Consider the following 21,802-nt stretch of genomic DNA (forward strand, 5'->3'; position numbering starts at 1 on the left):
GACTACTCGCTGCGGGCGGTCTCCGGCCCGGTGATGCGCTCCAGTAGCGGCAGGGTGGAGGCGATGACGCCGAGGCAGGCTGCCAACCCGACGACGACGATCACGTAGAAGCCCGGCTGCGGCGCGACGAGGGTGTAGTCCATCTGCGCCCGTAGGAACAGGTGGGCGGCGAGCAGGCCCATGCCGATGGCGACGGCGGCGACGGCGAGCATCGGCACGGCGCTCTCCAACGCCACCACCCGGCGCAGGACCCGCACCGGCGCGCCGCTGAGGCGCAGCAGGCTGAACGGGCGGCGGCGTTCGGTGAGACCGCCGATCACGCTGACCGCGAGGCTGCACCCGCCGAGCGCCAGGCTGGCCACGATGATGACGTTCGCCAGTTGTTCCCAGCCGCGCAGCGTGTCGGCGAAGTCCGACTCGAAGTCGCCGGGCACGTTCGGGCCCACCCAGAAGGTCGGGAAGGCGATCTCCAGCAGGGTGCGGGTGCGCTCGATGGCGGCGGCGGAGCCATCGGTGCCGACGACCATCGACACCACCGGGAGCCGCTGGAGGTCGTCGATGGTGAGCGACGCGGCGGGCCAGACCGTCGCGGACGACGCCGACTCCCGCCAGCGGCTGAGGCCCAACGGCACCTCGATGACGCTCGCGCCGTCGGCGCACCGGCCGTACGTGCTGGGTAGGTCGGTGCACGCGATCACCCCGACCTCGCCGCCGTCCATCATCGTCGGGTTCTCGCGGATGGCGGTCGCGGACCGCACGCCGGGAATCGCGTTCAGGTCGGCGACGAGCGTGTCGGGCACCGTCGACACCTTCTCGTCGAAGACGGTGGTCACCGTGCCCGCGTCGGTCGAACCGGTGGGCGCCGGGCCGCGGTTGGCGACGATCGTGGTGATCACGCCGACCGCCACGCTCGTCACGAAGAGCGCGAGCATGATGCCGCTGATCGCCCGGAAGCCGGCCTTCGGGTTGTCGGCGAGGCGTCGCGCGGCGATGAGCCCGGCCGGGCGGTTGGCGTAGCGGGCCATCACCCGGGCGCCGACCATCGTCAACCAGGGGCCGGCGACGATCAGGCCGACCATGATGAGCAGCAGCCCGGGCAGGAACACCGCTGCCTGGCCGTCGGACGTCGGAGGTCGGTAACCGATGGCGAGGAACAGCACGGCGACGCCGAGCAGCATCGGGATCAGCCGGTAGGCGCGCGGTGCCCGGGGGGTGACCCGCCGGGTGACGCCGAGCGGCGAGATCCGTACCCGGCGCAGGGAGACCTGGGCCGCCAGCGCCGCGCCGGCGGGGACGCCGAGCGCCACCAGCAGGGCGTCCAGCAGGCCCAGGGACATGTCGCTGGGGAAGAACGGCATGCCGGTGAACGGGATGCCCGCGAGCGGGTCGCGGAAGGCGTAGAACAGGCCGAAGCCGACGGCGGTGCCGGCGACGGCGGCGGCGGCCGCCTCCACCGCGGCGACCGTCGAGATCTGCCGAGTCGTCGCGCCGACCAGGCGCATCGCGGCGAAACGCTGCTCCCGGCGGGCGGCGCTGAGCCGGGTGGCGGTGCCGATGAAGATCAGCACCGGAAAGAGCAGCCCGCCGGCGACCACGCCCAGGATGAGGTTCACGGTGGCCTCGGGAAGCGTGGGCTTGTCACCGAGGTCGCCGACCTGCCGGGCGTTGGGCAGCTTGCCGACGCCCTCCGGCGTGCCGCCCACGATGGCGAGCAGGGTGTCCGGTGAGGTCAGCCCGGCGTCACCGACGATGCCGAGGTCACGCTCCGGGTACCGGTCGCCCAACTGGTCGGCCGGGTGCGCGGCGAACAGGTCCCGCAGCGCCGGCGAGGCGTAGAACTCACCGGGACCCGGAGTGGCCGGGATGCCGGCCGGAGTGGGCGCGTTCGGCCCGGTGGCCGCGACGTCGATCCTGATGATCTGCTTGCCGTGGAAGTAGTCGTCCCGGGTCGACCACCACAGCGGGTCGGCGTCGCCGCCGGTCGAGGCGCTGGGATAGATCGACGCGTACCGGGTGAGCTGGGCGTCGACGGCGTTGACCCCGGCGAGGGTGGTCAGCAGCAGCCCGCTGCCGACCGCGACGGCGGCGGCGATGACGAGCAGGCGGGTGAGCGCCTCACGGCCCCCGGCCACGGCGAGACGGAGCCCGAAGCGGATCATGAGGCGACCCGGTCCGGCGCGTTGACCCGCCCGTCGCGGACCATGACCTCGCGGTCGGCGTACGCGGCGATCCTCGGCTCGTGGGTGACCAGGATGACGGTCGTGCCCTGCTCTCGGGCGGCGCCGACGAGCAGGTCCATCACCTGCTCGCCGGTGAGCGAGTCGAGCGCGCCGGTCGGCTCGTCGGCGAAGAGCACCTGCGGCTCGGCGACCAGGCCCCGGGCCAGGGCGACGCGTTGCGCCTGCCCGCCGGAGAGCTCACCCGAGCGCCGCTGCTGCAGGCCGTCCAGGCCGAGGCGCGCGAACCAGTCGTACGCCCTGGACAGCGCCTGCCTGCGGGGGACGCCGCTGAGCAGCAGCGGCAGCGCGACGTTCTCCACCGCGGTCAGTTCGGGGACGAGTTGACCGAACTGGAACACGAAACCGAACCGGTCCCGGCGCAGGCTGCTGCGCTCGGTCTCGGCCATGGCGTGCACCCGGGCCCCGTCGAAGAGGATCTCGCCGGAGTCGGGCACCAGGATGCCGGCCAGGCAGTGCAACAGGGTGGACTTGCCCGAGCCGCTGGGGCCCATCACGGCGAGGACCTCGCCCGCCTCCACGGCGACGCTGGCACCGCGCAGGGCGGGGGTCTGGCCGAAGGAGAACTCGACGTCGCGCGCTTCGATCACCACACTCACGGTCGTACCTCTTTCCGCAGGGCGTCCAGTCGGGCGCCGGTCATCTCGATCCACCGGAGGTCCGCCTCCAGGTGGTAGAGGCCGTGGTCGGCGAGGAGCGCGTCGACCAGGCTGCCGGCGCGCTTGATCTCGGTCAGCTCCCGCATCCGCTGCAGGTGGGCGGTGCGCTGGGTGTCCAGGTATTCGGCGGCCGGCCGGTCCAGCATCAGGGCGAGCACGACCTTGGCGAAGAGCACCGTCTGCAGGTGCGGCTCCGGGTCGACCGGCTGGGTCAGCCACTGTTCGACCTCGGTCGCGCCGACGTCGGTGATGACGTAGCGCTTGCGGTCCGGGCCGGAGCCGGGGGCGACGTCGCTGATCACCACCTTGCCGTCGCGGGCCAGTCGGCTGAGGGTGGAGTAGACCTGACCGAACGGCAGCGGCTTGCCGCGGCCGAAGAAGGCGTCGTAGTCGCGCTTCAGGTCGTAACCGTGGCTAGGCTCCCGTTCGAGGAGGCCGAGAAGGGTCAGTGGCACGCTCATGCCAGCAGGCTACACCGAGGGTATACCTCGCGTATATACCCTCGGTGTGTTGACGGGGCGGTCAGCCGGCCAGGGCCCGGGCCAGGGCATAACCGGCGGTGGCCGCGGTGAGCCCGGCGGCCACGCTGCCGAGCACGTTTGCCAGCGCGAGCAGCCGGTGACCACCCTTGGTCAGCCGCAACGTCTCGTAGCTGAAGGTGGAGTAGGTGGTCAACGCGCCGCAGAACCCGGTGCCGAGCAACGCGCTGACCGTCGGGCCGGCCGGCCAGCCGACCAGGGCGCCGAGCAGCAGCGACCCGGCCACGTTGACGAGCAGCGTGCCCCAGGGGAAGACCGAGCCGTGCCGGGACTGCACGGCCCGGTCGGTGAGGTAGCGCAGCGGTGCGCCGACGGCCGCGCCCAGGGCGATGAGCAGGGCGGTCATCGGGTCACCCGGCGCAGCAGCCCGGCGGTGGCGGCGTCGCCCACCCCGACCGCGACGAGCGCCCCGAGCACCGTCGCGGCGAGGTACGCCACCGCGGTGCCTGGTGCGCCCGCGACGAGCGCCTGGTGGATGTCGACCGCGTAGGTGGAGAAGGTGGTGAACCCGCCGAGCACACCGACCCCGAGGAACGGGCGAGTTAGCGGGTGCCCGCCGTCGAGGTGCCCGAGCACCGCCATCAGCACGCCGATCAGCAGACACCCGAACGTGTTGATGGTGAACGTGGCCCACGGAAAGCCGGTCGGTGGGTGCGGAACGGCGTGTTGCAGGCCGGCTCGGGCCAGCGCGCCGAGCACCCCGCCGGTCGCGATCGTCGCGAGGGTCGTCATGGGGCGAGTCGTCAGCTCGCGGCGGTCGGCGGGGACACCCAGGTCGACGTCGGGGTCGGTACGCGGCTCGAACGGCTCTGGCACGGCTCCTCAGCGTAGTGCCGGCGTCGGCGGCGCTGCCGCAGTGTTCGGCCTCGGCGGCGTCAGCGGACTGCCGCGACGGCGGCGTCGGGGCCGCCCCGCCAGACCGTGCCGACCTCGCTGAAGCCGGCCGCGGTGAGGGCGGCCAGGTGCCAGGAGACCGGCGGGTTCCACTCGGGGCTGTGCCCGGTCGGGTAGATCGCCTGTCGCTCCGCGACGAGTGGGGCGAGCGCCGGGTCGGTGGCGGCCCGCTGCCACCAGTCCGACCAGGACAGCACCGAGCCGGCGGCGTACCTGGCGTTGCGCCGGTTCCGGGCCCGGTCCGCCAGCCGCTTGGTCAGCTCCGGCACGGCGTCGTCGGGCATGCGGTCGGCGTTGACGAAGACGCCGCCGGGTCGCAGCACTTCGCGCAGTTCGGCGTAGAGCTGCCCGAGCCGGTCGGCCGGCAGCCAGTGCAGGGCGGTGGCCGTGAGCACGGCGTCGTACTCCTGGTGGGGGAGCGTGGCGCGCCACTCGGGGGCGCCGAGGTCGGCGGTGACGATGGTGGCCCGGTCGTCCAGCGAGGCGTCGGCGATGGCGAGCAGTGCCGGGTCGAGGTCGACAACTGTCATCTCGGCGGCGGGGAAGCGGGCGAGGGTCCGCAGCGAGATGGTGCCGGTGCCGCCAGCCAGGTCGAGCACGCGCGGTGGCTGACCGTCGAGGACCGCGTCGACGGTGTCGAGCATGGCGGTGAACCGGTGTTCCCGGTCCGGCATGAACGCTTCCTGCTGGCGGTCCCAGCTCTCCTGCCAGGCCCAGGGATCCGCGATGTAAGGACTCATGGCATGGAGGCTAGTTACGGCACGCGCGCGTTGTCCAGACCTTGTTGCACATCTTTTGCAATTGCGGGAGGATGGCAGGGCGATGATCGAAGCGGCGCCGGGCCGGGCCCTCCGCCCGGCCCGGCGCCGTCATCGGGCCGGTCAGGCCGTGGTCTCCGCCAACTCCGCGTCGGCCCGCGCCGGCTGGTCGCGACGGGCCAGCCGCAGCGCCCCGAGGAGCACGCCGAGGCCGGCGAGGGTGAGCGCGGCGCCGGCCCAGATCGGCGAGGTGTAGCCGAGCCCGGCGGCGATGGTCACCCCGCCGATCCAGGCCCCCAGCGCGTTGCCGAGGTTGAACGCGGCGATGTTCGCCCCGGACGCCAGGGTCGGCGCCTGGTGGGCGTACCGCATGATCCGCATCTGCAGCGGCGGCACGGTGGCGAACCCGAAGCCGCCCATCAGGACCAGCGCGACGATTGTCAGCACCGGGTTCGTGGCGGTCAGCGCGAACCCGACGAGCACCACGGTGAGCACCGCCAGGACGGTGACCAGGGTGCGCGACAGTGATCGGTCTGCTGCCCGGCCGCCGAGCAGGTTGCCCGCGAAGAGCCCCACCCCGAAGAGGACGAGCAGCCACGGCACGGTGCTGGTGGCGAAGCCGCTGACCTCGGTGAGGGTGTAGGCGATGTAGGTGAACGCGCCGAACATCCCGCCGAAGCCCAGAACGGTGATCACCAGGGAGAGCCAGACCTGCGCGTGGGTGAAGGCCCGCAACTCGCCGCGCAGCCCGCCGGCCGGGCGGTCGGCGTCGGCGGTGTCCCCGGCCGGAATGAGCAGGGCCAGCCCGACGAGGGCCACCACCCCGATGGCGGTGATCGCCCAGAACGTCGACCGCCAGCCGAAGTGCTGTCCGAGGAAGGTGCCGAAGGGCACGCCGAGCACGTTCGCGATGGTCAGGCCGGCGAACATCATGGCGATGGCGCCCGCCCGGCGGGCCGGTGCGACCAGGCCGGCGGCCACCACGGCGCCGATGCCGAAGAACGCGCCGTGGCAGAGCGCGGCGACGATCCGGCCGGCCATCATCACGGCGTAGTCACCGGCGACGGCGGAGAGCAGGTTGCCGATGATGAAGAGCACCATGAGGCCGAGCAGCACCGGCTTGCGCGGTAGCCGGGTGACCGCAGCGGTGAGGAGCACCCCGCCGACGGCCACGCTGAGCGCATAACCGGAGATCAGCCAGCCGGCCACCGGCTCGGTGACCGCGAAGTCGGCGGCCACCTCGGGCAGCAGACCCATGATCACGAACTCGGTGAGCCCGATGCCGAAGGCACCGATGGCCAGCGCGATCAGGCCGGGTGGCAGGGACGTGTGGCGTACCGACATGGTCTTCCCATCGGGGAGGGGACAGATATAAAGCGCGTGCAACTACACGCGCCAGCAACAAAATACTTGCACGCGCTTTATACCCGCGCAAGCGTGATAGCCTGGGGTTCGTTCAGATCACACCGAGGGGGCCGGCATGGGCATCGCCGACGACGCGGTCGAGATCCGCGCGCAGGGCTGGCGCACCCTCGCCGCGCTGCACGGCCTGATCGAGACCTCCCTGGAGCGCGCCCTGCAGGGGTGCCACGAGTTGTCAGTCGTCGAGTACACGGTGCTCGACGCGCTCTCCCGGCAGGACGGCTGGCACATGCGGATGAGCCAACTCGCCCGCGCCGCCGCGCTCTCCGGCAGCGCCACCACCCGCCTGGTCACCCGTTTGGAGCAGCGAGGGCTGCTCACCCGGATCCTCTGCGCCGACGACCGGCGTGGCATCTACACCGAGCTGACCCCGGCCGGGTCGGAGCTGCTCGCCCAGGCCCGGCCCACCCACGACCGGGTGCTCACCGACGCCCTCGCCCAGGCGGAGGCCACCCCCGAGCTGGCACCGCTCGTGGACGCCCTGCACCGGCTGCCGGCCACCCGCTGACCGCCCGTCGGCCCGGACGAACGCGGGCGTACGGTACCCGCAGCCCCACCGGGACCGCCGCGCCAAGGAGGCAGCCGATGCAGGACCGCACCCCTCGTCCCGAGGAGCTGGAGCCGATCGAGCGCGCCGGCATCGACGAGCTGCGCGCCCTGCAACGCGACCGACTGCGCTGGTCGGTGCGGCACGCGTACGACAACGTGCCGCACTACCGCCGGGCGTTCGACGCGGCCGGGGTGCACCCCGACGACTGCCGGGACCTCGACGACCTGCCGCGCTTCCCGTTCACCGGCAAGGCGGAGCTGCGGGACAACTACCCGTTCGGCATGTTCGCCGTGCCCCGGGAGCGGGTCGCCCGCCTGCACGCCTCCTCCGGCACCACCGGCCGGCCGACGGTGGTCGGCTACACCCGCGACGACCTGCACACGTGGGCCCGCCTGATGGCCCGGTCGATCCGCGCCTCCGGCGGCCGCCCCGGCGACCGGGTGCACGTCGCGTACGGCTACGGGCTCTTCACCGGCGGCCTGGGCGCGCACTACGGCGCCGAGGAGCTGGGCTGCACCGTCATCCCGGTCTCCGGCGGTATGACCGAGCGTCAGGTCATGCTGATCCGCGACTTCGAACCCGAGGTCATCATGGTGACGCCCAGTTACCTGCTGGCCATCGTCGACGAGATGCGCCGCCAGGGCATCGATCCGCGCGCCACCTCACTGCGGGTGGGCATCTTCGGCGCCGAGCCGTGGACCGAGGACATGCGCCGGGAGATCGAGCAGCAGCTCGACATCCACGCCGTCGACATCTACGGCCTCTCCGAGGTGATGGGGCCCGGCGTGGCGACCGAGTGCGTCGAGACCAAGGACGGCCTGCACCTCTGGGAGGACCACTTCTACCCGGAGATCATCGACCCGGTCACCGGGGCCGTGCTGCCCGACGGTGAGCGGGGTGAGCTGGTGTTGACCTCCCTGAGCAAGGAGGCGATGCCGGTCGTGCGCTACCGCACCCGCGACCTGACCCGGCTGTTGCCCGGCACCGCCCGGCCGATGCGCCGGATCGAGAAGATCACCGGCCGGACCGACGACATGATGATCCTGCGGGGGGTCAACATCTTCCCCACCCAGATCGAGGAGCTGATCCTGCGCACCCCGCAGTTGTCGCCACACTTCCAGTGCGTCCTCGACCGGCGCGGCCGGCTGGACACCCTCACGGTGCGGGTGGAACGGCGAGCCGGTGTCGAGACGGCCGCCGCCGAGCGCGCCGGCGACACGCTTGTCCAGCTGGTGAAGAACACCATCGGCGTGAGCGTCGCGGTCGACGTCCTCGCCCCCGACACGGTGGAACGGTCGATGGGCAAGATGCGCCGCATCGTCGACAAGCGGCCGGCCGCCTGACCTCGGGCCGGCAACCCGACCACGTCCCGTACTGGTCCGACACCCACCCCGCGTGGCCACCCCGGACGGCCGGTCGACTGCGGCAGGATGGCCGGATGCCACACGTCGTGCTCTTCCACTCCGTGTACGGGCTGCGGCCCGCCGTCCGCGCCGCCGCCGACCGGTTGCGCTCCGCCGGGCACGAGGTCAGCACCCCCGACCTGTACGGCGTCACGGCCACCGACACCGTCGAGGAGGGTTTCGCGCTGCTCGACAAGGTCGGCCACGAGGTGGTGCTGGACCGGGCCCGGTCGGCGCTGCGTGACCTGCCCCCGGAGACGGTGCTCGCCGGCTTCTCGATGGGTGCCGGTGTGGCCGGGGCGCTGCTTGCCGAACGCCCTGCCGCCGCCGGCCTGCTCCTGCTGCACGGCACCGGTGGCGCGCCGGACGCGGTCCGACCCGGCCTGCCGGTGCAGCTGCACCTCGCCGACCCCGACCCGTACGACGCGCCGGACGAGGTCGACGAGTGGCAGCGGGCCATCACCGACGCGGGCGCGGACCTGGAGGTCTTCCGCTATCCGGGCGTGGGCCACCTGTTCACCGACCCGGACGTCGACGAGTACTCCCCGGACGCCAGCGCGGCGGCCTGGCCGCGCGTGCTGGCCTTCCTGGCCGCCCGCTGAGAGCCCGGCCGCCCGCGACCGTGCTCAGCGGGCGCTGACGCCGATGCGTGGGGGCGTGGCGGTGCCGTGCACCCGCCCGGCGTGACGGGCGAAGAGCCGGGGCGCGACGATCGGCATGAGGAGCCGCGCCGGCAGCGGGGCGTGCGCCAGCACGACACGAGTACCGGTCCTACCTGGACCGGTACGCGACGGTGCCCGACCCGGCGCGAGGGTGCGGAAGGACGTCGCCGACGGGCGGTCAGGCAGAGGCGGGCAGGCCGTCGGGTCGGCGTATCAACGGCGGGCGGGGCGTCGGCCGCAGCGTGCCGGGCGGATCGTCGACGTCGGCGAGTCTCCAGTTCCCCGCTGAACTCGAGGGCGTGGCGCGCGCCGCTGCTGCGAGCCGACCGGTGTCCTGGAGCGAGCTGCCGCCCGACGTACGGTCGGTGCCGGGGCTCGACACGGCGGGGCGGGCGGCCATCGTCGGGGTGGTGTTGCCCCGCCTCGGCGGGTGCGGGTCGGCGGCACCGTCCGGCCCCGCCGGGGTCAGCGCCGCGAAGACGGCGTCGAGGTGACCGGAGCGAGCGCCGACGGTGTCGAGGCGCACGATCTCGGCGTTCGCCGTCGAGTCGTTGACCACACCGGCGGCATGGTCGAGCCGGTCCGCGGTGTCGAGCTGCGGGAGGCCTGCGGCCCGGCGCTTGAAGACGGCCCGCAGGGCGCGGGGCAACCGCTCGGCGGCGACCTGGCGCAGCGCGGGCGCGGCGAAGGCGTACCCGTCCACGCGGTGCGGGAGCAACAGCCCGGCGGCGACCAGCCCGCGGAGGACGGGTGCGGCCCGGCCGGGTGTCCAGCCGAGTGCCCGGTCCACGGCCTCGCCGGAGATCGGGTCACCGAGGGTGCCGGCGGCCATCAGCACCGCCCGCCGCTCACCGTCGAGGTGGTCCAGCTCCGGCCCGACGGCCCGGCGGACCACCTCGGGCAGGGGGAGCGCCGTCGGGTCGGCACCGTCCACGACCGACGTGACGTACGCGGCCGCGTGCCCGGGGCGACCTCCCACCAGCGGCAGCAGCCGGTCGACAAGCGCCACCGGCTGCCCGGCCCTGGCCAGCAGGTGGCGCAGCAGCCGCCCGGACTGCACCGTGGCCAGCGGTCCGATCGTCACCGGGCGGGCCGGATCGGGCCGGGAGTCGGCCCACTGCGGCTGGTGCACGGTGAGCAGGGCCAGCGGCAGGCCACGCTCGGTCGCCGCGCTGAACAGCGCGTGCAGGAACCGGCGTACCGCCGGCGCGGCCCGGTCCAGGTCGTCGACGGCCACGACCAGCGGCCGGTGGGCTGCCAGGCTCAGCAGGACCTCCCGGCAGACCGCTGCGCCGGCGAGGGCGGCGGCCGAGCTGTCCGGGCTGGTGAGCATCCGGTGCAGCGCCGGGACCGCGGTGGCCACTCCGGTCGGTGGGAACAGCGGCGTCAGAGCCGCGACGAGCCGGTCGTGGAGCGCCGCCGGGCCGTCGCTGTGCCGGATCCCGGCGACGTCGCGGAGCAGGTACGCGACCGGCGCCAACGCCTGGTCGGGGTACGGCTGACAGGGTGCCACGCACCAGCGGACCGGCGATCCGTCCACCGTGGTCAGGCTGCGGGTCAGCTCGTGCAGCAGCCGGCTGCGGCCACTGCCGGTGGGGCCGACCAGGGAGACCCAGCGTGGTGTCCGGTCGCGGATGGCTGGACCCAGCTGGTCGCGGACGGTGGCCAGCTCGCGGCGTCGACCGACCAACGGGCCGTCGTGGCGGTCGACACCGGGGCGTACCGGACCGACGGCGTGCCAGAGCGGCGCCGGCGGCACCTGACCGGTCACCGGCGCCAGCTCACGCTTGGCGATCAGACCGGCGGTGGCGCGGGCGGTCGCCGCGCAGAGCGCCACCGCGCCGGGTGCGGCGTACTCCTGCAGGCGGGCCGCCGTGGTGATCACCGCGCCGCTGGCCGCGCCGTGCCCGCCGGTGACGGCGTCGCCCAGGTCGACCACGACCTCGCCGGTGGCGACCCCGACCCGCACGCGCAGCCGGATGTCGCCGACCATGGGCCGCCGGTCCAGCGCGGCCTGGATCTCGAGCCCGGCCCGCACCGCGCGGTACGCGTCGAAGCCGTCGGAGCGCCGAGCGCCGAAGAGCGCCATCACGGCGTCGCCGATGTACTTCTCCACCACCCCCTGCCAGCGGTGCAGCACACCGGCGACGGTGTCGAAGTAGGCCCGCTGCACCGCACGGACATCCTCCGGGTCGAGGCGGTTCACCAGGGCCGTGGAGCCGACGATGTCGGCGAAGAGAACGGTGACGACGCGCCTCTCCTGGGGCACCGGCCAGAGCGGGGTGACGGTCCGTTGCGCGTCGGCGATGATGCTGGTGGTCATGGGTATCGCACCGGCCTTTCTCCCCGCTGTTGCCTGATCACCCCGGAGATTGGCACTCCTGAGCCGACGGGGGATCTGCAGAACGACGTATGTCGGCCACCTGCAACCTTTAGTCGCAAAGTCGACGCGAGGAGTACCACAAGCGGCAGACGGCCGTAGAACGGTGTGGGGGGCTGTGATTAGGCTGCGGGGCATGGCCAGCGATGTGGACACCGCACCGCTCGTGGGCCGGGCCGAGCTGGTGCAGACGGTTCGGTCCGCGTTGCTCGGTGACGCCGCGCACGGGCAGACCGCAGCGGTCTTCCTGACCGGCGAGAGCGGTGTGGGTAAGACCCGGCTGTTGGGCGAGATCGGCGACCGCCTCCGGGAGCAGGGCGCCGTGGTGCTCACCGGCAGCTGTCTGGACATCGGCGACGCCTCCCCGCTGCACCCGCTGCTGCAGGCGCTGCGCAGGTTCGACACCGAGGTGTCCACCTCGCACGCTCGCACCTCCTCGGCGGTGCGCGGGCTGCTGCAGATGGTCGCCGACGAGACCGCCGGTCCGGACGGCGCGGGCGCGCTGCTGGAGCGGGTTTCTCGCGGCCTGCACCTGATCGCCGAGGGCCGCCCGTTGGTGCTGATCCTGGACGACCTGCAGTGGGTCGACCGCAGCACCCGGCAGCTCCTGCTCTACCTACTCGCCGGCCTGGGCGACCTTCAGCTGTCGGTGTTGGCCGCGGTGCGGGCCGAGTCGTTGCAGGGCGCGCACCCGCTGCGCCGGGTGCTCACCGAGCTGCGTCGGCTGCGCACCGTGCGGGTGCTCGACCTGGCCCCGCTGGGCCGCACCCACACCGAGATGCTCGCCTCCGCGGTGGCCGGCCGACCGCTCAGCGCGGACGCGGCCGAGCAGGTGTGGCAGCGCAGCGGCGGCAACCCGTTCGTCATCGAGGAGCTGGCCCGGGATCTGCGCGACGGCCGCGACGGTCTGTCCGAGACGCTGCGGGAGATCTTCCTCGAACGGGTCGACGCGCTGCCCCAGCACGCGCACGCCGTGGTGCACGCGGTGGCCGCCGGTGTCGAGCCGGTGCAGCACTGGCTGCTGGCCGAGGTGCTGCGGATGCCGGAGGACGAGCTGATCGCCGCTGCCCGGGCCGCGGTGGCGCACCGGCTGCTGGTCGGCGCCGACGAGGGCTACCGGTTGCGACACCGCCTCGTCGCCGAGGTGCTGGCGCACGAGCTGCTGCCGGCCGAGCGCTCCGGGCTGCACCGCCGCTACGCCGAGGCGCTGACCACGGTCCCGGGTGAGCTGCACCAGGCCCGGCTGGCGCACCACTGGCGGCTGGCCGGCGAGCCGGCGCGCGCCCTGCCGGCGGCGGTGGCCGCCGCTCAGGAGGCCGAGCGGCTGCACGGTTACGCCGAGGCGCACCGGCACTGGTCGGCGGCGTTGCAGTTGGCCGCCGAGCCGGGTCCGCTGACGGTGGACCGGATGGAGTTGCTCGAGAACGCCGCCGAGGCGGCCCACCACTGCGGGGAGCACGCGCGCGCGTTAGCCCTGCTGGAGGAGTTGGCCGCGCTGCGCGGCGGGGAGCCGAGCTGTGCGCTGCGCATCCGCCGCGCCCGCTACCTGGCCGCCGCCGGTCGCTCCGCACTGGCCGAGGAGGAGTACCAACGGGCGTTGAAGGCGGGGGACTGCTCCCCTCGGGACCGGGCGAGCGCCGCCGCCCGGCTGGCCGAGCTGCTGCTGCACCTGGGTCGGTACGCCGACGCCGGCGAGCGGGCCCGCGAGGCGCTGGCCCTGGCCGAGAACGTGGAGGGCTCGGCCACCGAGGTCGTCCTGGCCAGTGCCGCGCTGGGCTTCAGCGACGCCTGCCTGGAAGACCCGGACGCCGGTCTCGCGGTCATGCGCGACGCCCTCGACACCGCCGAGCGGGCCGGCCAGCCCGAGGACGTGGCGTGCGCGTACCTGCACCTGGCGGAGCTGCTGACCGGGCCGCTGAACGTCCTCGAGGAGGGCGTGGTGGTGGCCCGGCGGGGTGCCGAACGGGTGGCCGAGCTGGGCCTGGGCCGCACCTGGGGCACCCGGCTGCTGGCCATCGCCATCAACGGGCTGTTCCGGGTGGGTCAGTGGGCCGAGGCGGAGAAGGTGGTGGCCGTGGCCCTGCGGCACCGACCGTCCGGTGCGGACGCCGTGGAGTTGCTGCTGGCCCGGTGTCGGCTCTCGGTGGGCTACGGCGACATCGAGGCCGCCGGTCGGGACCTCGACGCGGTGGCGACCCTGCTCGCCGGCGGCGGGGCGCGACACGTGATTCCGCTGCTCACCCTGCGCTCCGGGTTGGCCATGTGGGAGGGCCGGCACGACGTGGCGCGGCAGGCGGTGCAGCGGGGCCTCACCGAGAGTCGCTCCGACGACGTGATGATCCTCTCCGCGTTGGTCTGGCACGGCCTGCGCGCCGAGGCGGAGGCCCACTCCAGCCGCGACGTCGAGGTGGACCCGACAGCGGTGCGCCGGCTGCGCGACGTGGCCGATCGGGTGGCCCGCAAGAGCGCCGGGGCCGCCCGGCCGGTGCGTTCGGTGGTGGAGGGCTTCCTGGCGCTGTGCGCGGCAGAGGTGAGCCGCCTCGACGGCAGCGACCCGGAGTTGTGGGCGGCGTCGGCCGCCGAGTGGGACCGCCGCAACCACCCCTACCCGGCGGCCTACTCGCGGCTGCGGCAGGCCGAGGCGCTGCTGGCTCGCCGTATCCGGGTGGCCACCGCCGGCAAGCTGCTGCGGGAGGCGTACCGGGTCGCGCAGGGGTTGGGCGCGGTGCCGTTGACCTCGGAGATCCGCGAGCTGGCCGGGCGGGCCCGGGTGTCGCTTGACGAGCGCGACAGCCCCGCCGGTCAGCGCAGCGCGCCGGCCGAGGCGTCCGACGACGAGCTGGCGGCGCTCACCGCACGTGAGCGGGAAGTGCTCGCCCTGGTCGCCGAGGGGTTGACCAACAAGGAGATCGGGCAGCGGCTGTTCATCAGCGAGCGGACCATCGGTGTGCACGTGTCGCACATCTTCGACAAGCTGCAGGTCCGTACCCGCGTGCAGGCCAGCGCGATCCAGTTGCGCAACCAACGGGGCTGACTCACCACTCCGACGTATCCCGGCGCGCGTGTGCGCGCCGGGATACGTCGTTCTACTGATCCCCCGGGCCGGTGTCGGCTGAGAGGCTGGGCCGCGTCGACGACGGCACGGGGGAGGCCGCCGACCACGATGGAGGAGAAATGATCGAACCGGTCTGGGGGCCCGTGCACCGGGACATCGTCGACCTGCTCGCCGATCACCCCGCGGACGTGCCGGCCGTGGTCGATCACCTGACCAAGTTGCAGGACATGCTGGTCCGGCTGCCGCCGCTGGAGGCCAGCTGCCCCCTCGCCGACTTCAACAAGCTCTACCTGACCATCACCAGCAGTGTGCTGGACGGGCTGTACGACGACCGCTTCGTCGACCCGGTCTTCCTCTCCCGGCTCGACGTCGAGTTCGCCGCCCGGTACTTCGACGCGATGCGCCTGTGGACCGACTCGAGCCCCGGCACCCCGAGGGCGTGGTCCTGCCTCTTCGAGCGGATGCGGGGGCCGGATGCCCGCCCGCTGCCCTCGGCCGCGGCCGGGGTGAACGCGCACATCAACTTCGACCTGCCGTTCGCCCTGGTGACCACGTTCGACCACCTGGAGTCGGAGCCGGTCGACGGCAGCGACCAGCACCACGACTACCTCGAGATCAACAACATCTTCGCCGACAAGATCCCCGGGCTGCGCCGGGGCTACCTGGAGCGGTGGCAGCTGCTCATCGACATGCTCAACGGCGACATCGACGACTGGTACCAGGGGGAACTGGTCGAGTACACGCGCGATGTCGCCTGGCGTAACGCGCAGAAGATCTGGCGGTGCCGGCACGATCCGGACGCCCGCGAGTGTGAGCGCACACGGTTGGACGACAACGCCGCGGCGCTTGGCCGGCTGCTGCTCTCGCCCCTCGGGGCGTTCCTGCAGTAGCCGGGACGGGGGGTCCCCGCGCTCCGCCCCGTGGGGGGCGGCGGAGCGCGGGGGCGCGTTCCACACGTTCCACCCCTGCGGGGCTGCCCGAGGTCGGGCCGGCCGCGCGGGGGGACAGCCGGTCGGCTCCGGGGGGTGTCGACCGTCTGCCACCGTCGGCCGGCCCGGGGGGTGTCGGCCGGCGGTGGGGGAGCGCCGGGCGGGGTCACGTCGACCGCGGGCGGATTCGGGGGTGTCGGCGGGCTCGGATCGGGTACGCCCGCGCCATGACCGTCCTGGCCCGGCGCCGGCCCGCCGCCCGCCCCCGGCCCGCGCGGCCCGGCCCTCTGCGGCCGGGTGGCCCGGTGTCGCGACCCACCGCTCGGCCCGGCGCCCGATGACCGGCGTCGTGGCCCGCTTTCCGTTCCGCTTCGATCCGGTGTTCCGTCCGGTGCTGGCGCTGCTGGGGGTCCGGCCGGCGACGACCTGGGTCGCCGTCACCGAGCGGGACCTGATGATCCGGTACGGACCGTGGCGGCTGCGGACCGCCCGGGACAACGTCACCGCCGTCGAGCTGAGCGGGCCGTACCGCTGGTGGCGGGCGATCGGCCCGCACCTGTCGTTGGCCGACGGTGGTGCGACCTTCGGCAGCAGCGCGGCCGGCGGGATCTGCCTGCGCTTCGGCGTACCGGTGCCGGCGCTGGTGCCCGGAGGGCGGCCCCGGCACCCGGCGGCGACGGTGACCGTCGCCGACCCGCCCGCGCTGGCCCAGCTGCTCGCCGTCCCGGACCTGTCCTGAGCAGGCCGAACAGCTGCCCGGTTCCGCCGACCGGGGCCTGCGGCACCGCCTACCGTCGGATCAGGACCTGTGAGGGTGGGACTGCCGATGGGTGACGAGCACCGGGCGAAGGCACGACGCTGGAGCGGCCGCCGCCACGCGCCGACCGGGCCGGACCCGGCGCTGCGGGCGGCCCGTGATCCGGCCCGCCCACATCCGGGCGGCCGGCAGGGGGTCGTGGTGCCCGAACGCGTGCCCACCCCCGCCCAGTCGGCGCCGCCGACAAGTCCGCTGCGCCGGTGGCTCTTCCAGCACCAGGTGCAGCCGCCGGGCCCCGAGGCGGGCGAGGGGCAGAACCGTCGGCACGCCTGGTGGCAGGTGATGTGCCTGACCGGCGTGGACTACTTCTCCACGCTGTCGTACCTGCCGGGCATCGCGGCGGTGGCGGCCGGTGCGCTCTCTCCGCTGGCGACCCTCCTGATCGTCGTGCTCACCCTGTTCGGCATGCTGCCGATGTACCGGCGGGTGGCCCACGAGAGCCCGCACGGTCAGGGCTCGGTGGCGATGCTGGAGCGGTTGTTGCCGTTCTGGCGGGGGAAGATCTTCGTCCTCGTGCTGCTCGGCTTCGTGGCCACCTCCTGGATCATCACGATCACCCTGTCCTCGGCCGACGCCACCGTGCACCTGTTGGAGAACCCGTACCTGCCGGACACCCTGCACGGGCCCCTGGTGCCGGTCGTGGTGACGGTGGTGCTGCTGCTCATCCTCGGTGGGGTGTTCCTGCTCGGTTTCCGTGAGGCGGTGGTGGTGGCCATCCCGCTGGTCGCGGTCTTCCTGGTGCTCAACGCGGTGATCGTCGTGGTCGCGGTGACCCGGATCGCCGAGGATCCGGGCATCGTGTCGGACTGGACGGCCGCGCTGAGCACGACCGGCGGCGGGCCGGGCCACGTGCTGCTCACCGCCGTGTTGGCGTTTCCGCTGCTGGTGCTGGGGCTGTCCGGCTTCGAGACCGGGGTCAGCATGATGCCCCTGATCGCGGCCGACGGTCCGGACAAGCAGGCCCGGCTCGCCGCCCGGATCCGCAACACGCGGCGGCTGCTCACCACCGCCGCGCTGATCATGTCCGTCTACCTGATCTCGACGACCTTCGTGACCTCGGTGCTCATCCCGAAGGAGGAGTTCCGGCCCGGCGGCGCCGCGAACGGGCGGGCGCTGGCGTTCCTGGCACACACCCACCTGGGTGAGGTGTTCGGCACCGTCTACGACGTGAGCAGTGTGCTCATCCTCTGGTTCGCCGGTGCCTCGGCGATGGCCGGGCTGATCAACATCGTGCCGCGCTACCTGCCGTCGTACGGCATGGCGCCGGAGTGGGCGCGGGCGGTGCGCCCCGTGGTGATCGTCTACACCGTCGTCAGCGTCGCCATCACCATCGCCTTCCGCGCCGACGTCAACGCCCAGGCCGGTGCGTACGCCACCGGGATCCTGGCGATGATGGTCTCCGGCGCGGTGGCGGTGACGATCTCCGCGGCCCGGCACCACCGGCGTAACTCGGCGATCGGCTTCACCGTGCTGACCCTGGTGCTGCTGTACGCGCTCCTGGAGAACGTCATCGAACAGCCGGACGGGATCACCATCTCCGCCCTGTTCATCCTCGGCATCATCGCGGTCTCGCTGGTCTCCCGGGTCACCCGGACCACCGAGCTGCGCGCCGAGCGGATCGAGTTCGACGAGGCGGCCCGTCGGTACATCACCGAGTCGCTGGCGCACGACGGGCAACTGCACCTGATCGCGAACAAGCGGCAGAAGGGGTCGGTGAAGGAGTACACGGTCAAGGAGCGGGCGCAGCGCGGGATGAACCCGGTGCCCGGGGCCGCGGACGTGCTGTTCCTGGAGATCGACGTGGTCGATCCGTCGGAGTTCAGTCAGGTGCTGCGCGTGCACGGGATCGAGGTGGGCGGCTTCCGGGTGCTGCGGGCCAACAGCCCGGCCGCGCCGAACGCGATCGCCGCGATCCTGCTGGCCCTGCGGGACGCGACCGGGGTACGGCCACACGCCCACTTCGAGTGGTCGGAGGGGAGCCCGATCGCGCACCTGGCGCGCTATCTCATCCTGGGGCGGGGGGACACCCCACCGGTGGTGCGGGAGATCATCCGCCGGACCGAGCGGGATCCGCTGCGTCGGCCCGGCATCCACGTCGGCGGGTGACGCTCGTCCCGTTCTACGACTCATAAAGATGAATAGGGGCACTCTTTCACGTTCACACCTTCTTGTCCGTATTGCGGACCTATGGTGACGTTTGTGGCCGACGAGCACGTCGGGCCCCCCGCGCCCGGATCGGCGCGCGGTCACGTCACGCAGGCAGGAAGGTAGGCACCGTTGATGTCCACGTACCGAGAGGGAGACCGCGCCAACCGACCCAGACGGCGGTCTCGATGGTTCTTAGCCAGCGGTCTGCTGGCGGGAAGCCTGGTCGTGGGAGCGGCGGGAGCGGCCGCGGCCGCCGACCGCGCTCTCACCCTCCCCGGTCTGGGCCGGCTGACCCCGGCGGCCGACGACGACCGCCGCGACGGCGACCTGCGGCCGCCGCAGCAGGGCCAGAACGGCGCCGAGCGGGCCCGCCCGACCACACCGGGCACCGGCAAGCGGGGCGTGGTGTCGGTGCCGTGCGACGCCGCGAAGCTGGTGGCGGCGCTGGTCACGGCCAACGCCGAGGGCGGCGCGGAACTCCGCCTCGCGCCCAGGTGCCGCTACACCCTCACCGAGGCGTTCCACGAGACCGACCAGTACGACGGCGGCATCCGTGACGCCCGGGAGGCCGCCGACGCGGCGGAGACCCCCGGGGACGCCGAGGCGCCGCCGCACAACCCGGCCGACGACACCGCTGGACTGCCGGTGATCTACCAGCCCATCACGATCGACGGTGCGGGCGCCACCATCGCTCGGGACGCCCAGGCCGCGGCCTTCCGCTTCTTCACGGTGCGCGACGGCGGCGAGCTGACCCTGCGGGACGTGGAGCTGCACAACGGCCGCTCAGCCATCGAGGGCGGCAGCGTGCACGTGGTGCACGGCGCCACCGCCGTGGTGGAACGGGTCACCGTCTCGCAGAGCACGTCGCTGTCGCCCGAGGGCGGCGGTGGCGGCATCTTCAACGACGGCAACATGGTGGTCACCGACTCCACGTTCGTCGGCAACAGCGCCTCCGGCGCCGCGGGCAAGGGCGGGGGCCTGCTCAACGGTGGCGTACTGACGCTGAAGCGCTCCGAGTTCCACCGCAACAGCGCCAACGCGTACGGCGGTGGACTCGGCAACTACCGTGGTGCGGCCGACGTGGAGAGCGTCTCCTTCACCCACAACAGCGCCACCCAGGGTGGCGGGCTGGCCAGCTTCTCGGCCCGGACGAAGGTCTCCGACACCGAGCTGCTGAACAACACCGCCCAGGTCGGCGGTGGCGCCGCCAACTCCGACGCGGTGCTGGTGATGCGCACGATGACCATCCGCGGCAACACGTCCACACTCAACGGCGGCGGCATCTCGACGGTGAAGGGTCTGACGCCGCTCGACGACAGCGTGGTCGAGGGGAACACCACCCACGGCCTCGGGGCCGGCATCTACGCCGAGAAGGCCAACCTGCTGGTCCGCGGCAGTGACGTGACAGGTAACGAGGCGGTCGGGGCCGCGTCCCAGGGTGGCGGCATCTACGCCACCGCGGGCTCGGTGGCGATCTACACCAGCAAGGTCACCCACAACGCGTCGACGCTGAAGCCCGGCGGCATCTTCGCCTCCCACGCCCAGATCAAGATCGACGACGAGAGCGTGGTGGTCGAGAACGAGCCGACCAACTGCGAGGGTAGCCAGGTGCCGGTCGCGCACTGCTTCCGCTGAGTATCGACCCGGACACCGCACCATCCTGAGCGCACCGCCCGCCTCGACGATCGTCCAGGCGGGCGGTGCGCCGTCGACCTCCTGGTCGACGGGCCGGCGTCAACCCACCGCCCGCAGGCGAGCGGAGAGGTCGCCGGCGAAGAAGTCGAGGAAGCCGTCCGGGTCGGGGCCGGCGTTCTGCAGGACGATGTGGTCGAAGCCGGCCTCGACGTACGACCGGACCTTGGCGACGTGCGGTTCCGGGTCGGGGCCGACGGCGAAGAGTTGCCGGATGTGCTTCTCCTCGACGTGCGCGCTTGCCGCGTCGAAGTTGACCGGGTTCGGCAGTTCGCTCATCACCTTCCAGCCGGTGACCAGCCAGCGGCTCGTCTGCATGACCGCCTGCACCGCCTGCTGCTCGTCGGTGGCCCAGGCCAGTGGCACCTCGGCGTAGCGCGGGCCCGAGCCCTGTGCGCGTCGGTAGTGCTCGACGATCGACGCGTCCGCTTCGGTGGCGAACAGGCCGTCACCCAACTCGGCGGCGAGCCGCGCCGAGGCCTCGCCGCTGGCCGCGACCGCTATCACCGGCAGGGTGTCCGGCAGGTCGAAGACCCGGGCGTCCTCCAGTTGCAGGTGCCGACCCTCGTACGACTGGTAGCCGCCCTGCCAGAGCAGCCGGATGATCTGAAGCGCCTCGCGTAGTCGCTCGTGTCGGCCCCGCACGCTGGGGAAGCCCTGCCCGACCACGTGCTCGTTGAGCCGCTCACCGGCGCCCACCCCGAGGGTGAAGCGGCCGTCGGAGATCAGCGCCATGGTCGCCGCGGCCTGCGCGATGATCGCCGGGTGGTAGCGGACCGTTGGGCAGGTGACACCTGTGGCCAGGCCCAGGGTGCTCGTCTGGGCCGCGATGGCGCCGAGCACGCTCCAGGTGAAGGACGAGTGCCCCTGTGCGTCCAGCCAGGGGTGGAAGTGGTCGCTCATCTCGACGAAGTCGAAGCCGGCCCGCTCGGCCAGGACGGCCTGTCGGATGATCTCCTGCGGGCCGTACCCCTCCGAGGCCAGCTTGTAGCCGATCTGCATGGCGTACCCCCGATGTCCGTCACACTGACAGGCGTCGGTTCCCGGCGCGGAGCCGGGCAAACGTGGCTGGACCCTGAAAACCAGCCTCCTAGGATGCCCTACGGGGTGTGTCGCGTCCGCGGCACCGAGACAGGGCCCCTGGGCTCCGGAAACACGTCAGCCCGTGCCCCCGGACCGGGGGACACGGGCTGACGGGCGTCTGTCCTACTTGGAGGGCTCGGGCAGCTTGCAGTCGACCTTCGGGTTGGCGCCGATGTAGTTCAGCGGCCCGGCCACGATGGTGACCAGGATGGTGCCGGCCTCGGCACAGTTGGTGTCGTCGCCGCTGTAGTAACCGCGCTGGCCGGCGGCGATCGCGCCGATCACCAACCAGATCACGACGATGACTCCGAGAATCGAGGTGCCGCGCATCGCTGCCTCCTGAGGTATGTGGTGGATCTGAGGTGCAGCCGTTGTACCCAATCGGGTCGCGCGGCTAACGGTTGCGTGCTACGACCTCCTGCCGGATCCTCCTTCCGGCCGATCCGGTCCGCCGTTGCGTACCGCTCGGGCATCCGCCGCCCGCACCGGGTCGCACCTGTCGGCTATCGGATCGACGACCGACCTCGCCGTCATCCGGGTCGGGGGACGTAGAACTGCCTCACGGCCCCGTCGA

At 72.9% G+C, this 21,802-nt stretch carries 19 protein-coding genes; 8 read left to right on the top strand and 11 right to left on the bottom strand.

Annotation, left to right across the window (positions count from 1 at the left end):
• Positions 1-2 precede the first annotated feature (2 nt).
• The 7 genes from ACWER9_RS00475 to ACWER9_RS00505 form a co-directional block, all read right to left on the bottom strand.
• Entirely contained in the window at positions 3-2,159 is a 2,157-nt protein-coding gene (locus tag ACWER9_RS00475) for an FtsX-like permease family protein (RefSeq protein WP_452299741.1), read from the bottom strand.
• On the bottom strand, positions 2,156-2,836 hold the full coding sequence (locus ACWER9_RS00480; protein WP_452299742.1) for an ABC transporter ATP-binding protein: 681 nt from the start codon (positions 2,834-2,836) through the stop codon (positions 2,156-2,158). The genes ACWER9_RS00475 and ACWER9_RS00480 overlap by 4 nt, the downstream gene beginning before the upstream one ends.
• Complete coding sequence (locus ACWER9_RS00485) at positions 2,833-3,357, bottom strand: PadR family transcriptional regulator (RefSeq protein WP_452299743.1); 525 nt, start codon at positions 3,355-3,357, stop codon at positions 2,833-2,835. The genes ACWER9_RS00480 and ACWER9_RS00485 overlap by 4 nt, the downstream gene beginning before the upstream one ends.
• A gap of 61 nt (positions 3,358-3,418) precedes the next feature.
• Positions 3,419-3,781: a fluoride efflux transporter CrcB gene (crcB, locus tag ACWER9_RS00490; protein WP_452299744.1), complete on the bottom strand. Its 363-nt coding sequence runs from the start codon at positions 3,779-3,781 to the stop codon at positions 3,419-3,421.
• Positions 3,778-4,251, bottom strand: a complete 474-nt coding sequence (locus tag ACWER9_RS00495; RefSeq protein WP_452299745.1) for a fluoride efflux transporter FluC — start codon at positions 4,249-4,251, stop codon at positions 3,778-3,780. Before ACWER9_RS00495 ends, crcB begins: the two co-directional genes overlap by 4 nt.
• Positions 4,252-4,310: 59 nt before the next feature.
• Positions 4,311-5,069 (bottom strand): class I SAM-dependent methyltransferase, encoded by a 759-nt coding sequence (locus tag ACWER9_RS00500; protein ID WP_452299746.1) that lies wholly within the window; start codon positions 5,067-5,069, stop codon positions 4,311-4,313.
• A gap of 141 nt (positions 5,070-5,210) precedes the next feature.
• Positions 5,211-6,431, bottom strand: coding sequence for an MFS transporter (locus tag ACWER9_RS00505; protein ID WP_452299747.1), 1,221 nt, complete (start codon positions 6,429-6,431; stop codon positions 5,211-5,213).
• A gap of 136 nt (positions 6,432-6,567) precedes the next feature.
• On the opposite strand from ACWER9_RS00505, the gene ACWER9_RS00510 reads away from it, so the two are divergent.
• The 3 genes from ACWER9_RS00510 (at position 6,568) to ACWER9_RS00520 (ending at position 9,064) form a co-directional block, all read left to right on the top strand.
• Positions 6,568-7,017, top strand: coding sequence for a MarR family winged helix-turn-helix transcriptional regulator (locus ACWER9_RS00510; protein WP_452299748.1), 450 nt, complete (start codon positions 6,568-6,570; stop codon positions 7,015-7,017).
• Between the two features lie 77 nt (positions 7,018-7,094).
• A complete protein-coding gene (paaK, locus tag ACWER9_RS00515) occupies positions 7,095-8,402 on the top strand; it encodes a phenylacetate--CoA ligase PaaK (RefSeq protein ID WP_452299749.1) in 1,308 nt (435 codons plus the stop codon).
• A gap of 95 nt (positions 8,403-8,497) precedes the next feature.
• Complete coding sequence (locus tag ACWER9_RS00520) at positions 8,498-9,064, top strand: dienelactone hydrolase family protein (RefSeq protein WP_452299750.1); 567 nt, start codon at positions 8,498-8,500, stop codon at positions 9,062-9,064.
• A gap of 24 nt (positions 9,065-9,088) precedes the next feature.
• Here ACWER9_RS00520 and ACWER9_RS00525 read toward each other — a convergent pair whose 3' ends face one another.
• Together ACWER9_RS00525 and ACWER9_RS00530 are read right to left on the bottom strand one after the other, a co-directional pair.
• Positions 9,089-9,217, bottom strand: a complete 129-nt coding sequence (locus ACWER9_RS00525; RefSeq protein WP_452299751.1) for a hypothetical protein — start codon at positions 9,215-9,217, stop codon at positions 9,089-9,091.
• An 85-nt stretch (positions 9,218-9,302) separates the two neighbouring features.
• Positions 9,303-11,447, bottom strand: coding sequence for an AAA family ATPase (locus tag ACWER9_RS00530; RefSeq protein ID WP_452299752.1), 2,145 nt, complete (start codon positions 11,445-11,447; stop codon positions 9,303-9,305).
• A 193-nt stretch (positions 11,448-11,640) separates the two neighbouring features.
• Here ACWER9_RS00530 and ACWER9_RS00535 point away from each other — a divergent pair, with 193 nt between their 5' ends.
• The 5 genes from ACWER9_RS00535 to ACWER9_RS00555 all read left to right on the top strand — a co-directional run bounded on the left by ACWER9_RS00535 (position 11,641) and on the right by ACWER9_RS00555 (position 20,088).
• On the top strand, positions 11,641-14,538 hold the full coding sequence (locus ACWER9_RS00535; protein ID WP_452299753.1) for a helix-turn-helix transcriptional regulator: 2,898 nt from the start codon (positions 11,641-11,643) through the stop codon (positions 14,536-14,538).
• Between the two features lie 140 nt (positions 14,539-14,678).
• A complete protein-coding gene (locus tag ACWER9_RS00540) occupies positions 14,679-15,449 on the top strand; it encodes a DUF5995 family protein (RefSeq protein ID WP_366606846.1) in 771 nt (256 codons plus the stop codon).
• A gap of 376 nt (positions 15,450-15,825) precedes the next feature.
• On the top strand, positions 15,826-16,227 hold the full coding sequence (locus ACWER9_RS00545) for a hypothetical protein (protein ID WP_452299754.1): 402 nt from the start codon (positions 15,826-15,828) through the stop codon (positions 16,225-16,227).
• Between the two features lie 87 nt (positions 16,228-16,314).
• Entirely contained in the window at positions 16,315-18,411 is a 2,097-nt protein-coding gene (locus ACWER9_RS00550; protein WP_452299755.1) for an amino acid transporter, read from the top strand.
• Between the two features lie 174 nt (positions 18,412-18,585).
• Positions 18,586-20,088: a hypothetical protein gene (locus ACWER9_RS00555; RefSeq protein ID WP_452299756.1), complete on the top strand. Its 1,503-nt coding sequence runs from the start codon at positions 18,586-18,588 to the stop codon at positions 20,086-20,088.
• Positions 20,089-20,187: 99 nt separating this feature from the next.
• Here the strand turns inward: ACWER9_RS00555 and ACWER9_RS00560 are convergent, their stop codons facing one another.
• Complete coding sequence (locus ACWER9_RS00560) at positions 20,188-21,147, bottom strand: TIGR03557 family F420-dependent LLM class oxidoreductase (protein WP_452299757.1); 960 nt, start codon at positions 21,145-21,147, stop codon at positions 20,188-20,190.
• A gap of 204 nt (positions 21,148-21,351) precedes the next feature.
• The gene (locus ACWER9_RS00565) at positions 21,352-21,558 is read right to left on the bottom strand and encodes a hypothetical protein (protein ID WP_030327576.1); all 207 of its coding nucleotides are present in this window, start codon (positions 21,556-21,558) and stop codon (positions 21,352-21,354) included.
• Between the last annotated feature and the right edge of the window lie 244 nt (positions 21,559-21,802).

The organism is Micromonospora sp. NPDC003944 (assembly GCF_053605225.1).